The sequence below is a fragment of the Micromonospora sp. NPDC047753 genome, assembly GCF_040642735.1.
Taxonomy (GTDB): Bacteria; Actinomycetota; Actinomycetes; order Mycobacteriales; family Micromonosporaceae; genus Micromonospora.
This window is the reverse complement of sequence record NZ_JBEYSL010000787.1, coordinates 1-1,992: the sequence shown is the minus strand read 5'-3', so window position 1 is coordinate 1,992 and position 1,992 is coordinate 1. Positions and strand designations below refer to the sequence as shown.

The following is a 1,992-nucleotide window of genomic DNA, read 5'->3' as shown; positions in this document are numbered from 1 at the left end:
GGATCGAGTCCGAGGACAGCACACTGCTCAGCGACTCGCGGTTGCCGTTGCAGATCACCTCGCCGGTTACCACCCGGCCGCCGCCGCACGTCGTTAGCGTCCGGATCCCGCCGTCGCCATCGCCCTGGCGTCCGACGGCGACCGACGTCGGGTCAGCTCCAGTCGCTGTCCACGTGGTTGTCCCGCCACCGTCCGCCCACCGGCGGGGTGTCCAGTCGCATGCCCTCGTCGGCGTTGCCGGCCAGGTCGTTGTCCTCGACCCGGCAGTCCACGCAACTGCCCCGCTCGGTGATCCACAGCCCGTGCGTCTGGGTCGGGTTGTCGTGGTTGTCCCACACCCGGTTGCCCCGGATGGTCGCCGAGTCGAACGGCGCATCGACGGTGATACCGGCCCGCAGCTTCGGTGCGGCCGCCAGCTCGTATCCGCATCCCGGCGGTGGCACGTCCCCGCTCCACGCGCTGAACGCGTCCGGGCGGACCGGGGCGAGGGTGAGTTCGTCGCCGGTGTTGGAGGCCACCATGGCCACTGACTTCCCGACCCGCAGGACCTTGCCCCGGTGCCCGTCGTGCGGCCAGTTGGCCGACCGGTCCACCAGGCACCGCTCGCTGTAGCGGACGGCGTCACCGGTACCGCCGGTGCCCTCGCCGTACTGCCGCCCGTTGTTGCGGATGCGGTTGTTGAGCAGCACCGCGTCGGTCATCTGGTGGTCGATCCGGATCGCGTCGAGGCCGTTGCCCCAGAACTCGTTGCTCTCGATCACCACGTCCCGGATCGAGCCCCGGTAGCCGCGCCCGAGGTCGTGCGAGTGATAACCGTGCCGGCCGTTGCCGCTGATCCGGTTGCCTCGGACGGTGTACGGGCCAGGGCTGTTACCGATGCTGACCCCGTCGCACATGTTGCCGTCGATGACGCAGTCGGTGAGCAGCCCACCCCGGCCGGCCACCGACGAGGTGCCCTGCGCCGACACGTCGAACCCGGTTTCCAGGTTTCCGGTCATGGTGCAGGCGGAGACGATCAGGCCGTCGGCGCCCCAGTCGGAGATGCCGAAGCGGTTGCCCTGACTGTGGCAGCCGACGATGCGGTAGCCGCGCGGCGGCACCCAGTAGTCCTTCTGCAGCTCCAGGAAGATTCCGTTGGTGCCGTTGGCCAGGGCGGTGCAGTTGGCGATGGTCAGCCGCTCCACCGCTCCCCAGCCGCCGATGCCGATCCCGATGCCGGCGCCACCCATCTGCTCGCCGTTGTCCAGTCGGCCACAGCCGACCACCACCACGCCGTCGATCAGGGAGTCCTGGAGGAAGTCGCAGCCCAGCCCGGTGGCGGCGGTGTGGTGGATGTAGAGGTTGCGGAAGACGCCCCGCACCACGTACTGGAGGCCGAGGCCCTTGGCCAGGTAGTTGTACTCGGCCATGGCGACGCCGGAGCCGTCGATCTGGAAGTCGGAGAAGGTGCAGTCGGCGATGTGCCGGTCCCGGTCGGCGCCGTGCTGCACAGTGGTCCAGAAGGCCAACGGGGTGGGGTCGGCCCGGTTGCCCTCGTTGCTGAGCATGAACCGGGTCGCCGCCGGGCCGGCCCCGATCAACGACACACCGCTGCGCCACACGGTGCCCGCGTCCCGGATCGAGTAGATGCCCGGCGGGCAGTAGATGACCCGGGCCCGTCCGTCCGAGGCGTACCCGGCACCGAGGCGGTCCACGAGGGCGGCCAGCGCCGGCTGGTCGTTGGTCGCACCGTCACCGGTGAGCCCGTACTCCAGCGCGTCGCAGTACAGCGGCGCGCCGGCCGAGGCGGGCCGTCGTACCCGGACCGAGTTCAGCAGCAGCTCGTTCGCCACGGCCACGGCGGGCTCCCTTCGACGCGTTCGGTGCGTTCCGGCGGGGCCGACTTCCCGGTGAGGCCGCCGGGAAACCCCGACCCGATGACGCCGCCGGCCCGATGACGCCGCCGGGGAGCCCTGGACGTGCGCCGGCCCCGACGCCGCACGGGCGGCCTAG

At 71.1% G+C, this 1,992-nt stretch carries 1 protein-coding gene; it reads right to left on the bottom strand.

All coding sequences use genetic code 11. The features are described from left to right. Positions 1 to 152: 152 nt before the first annotated feature. Positions 153 to 1,832, bottom strand: coding sequence for a right-handed parallel beta-helix repeat-containing protein (locus ABZ749_RS34535; RefSeq protein ID WP_357235461.1), 1,680 nt, complete (start codon positions 1,830 to 1,832; stop codon positions 153 to 155). Between the last annotated feature and the right edge of the window lie 160 nt (positions 1,833 to 1,992).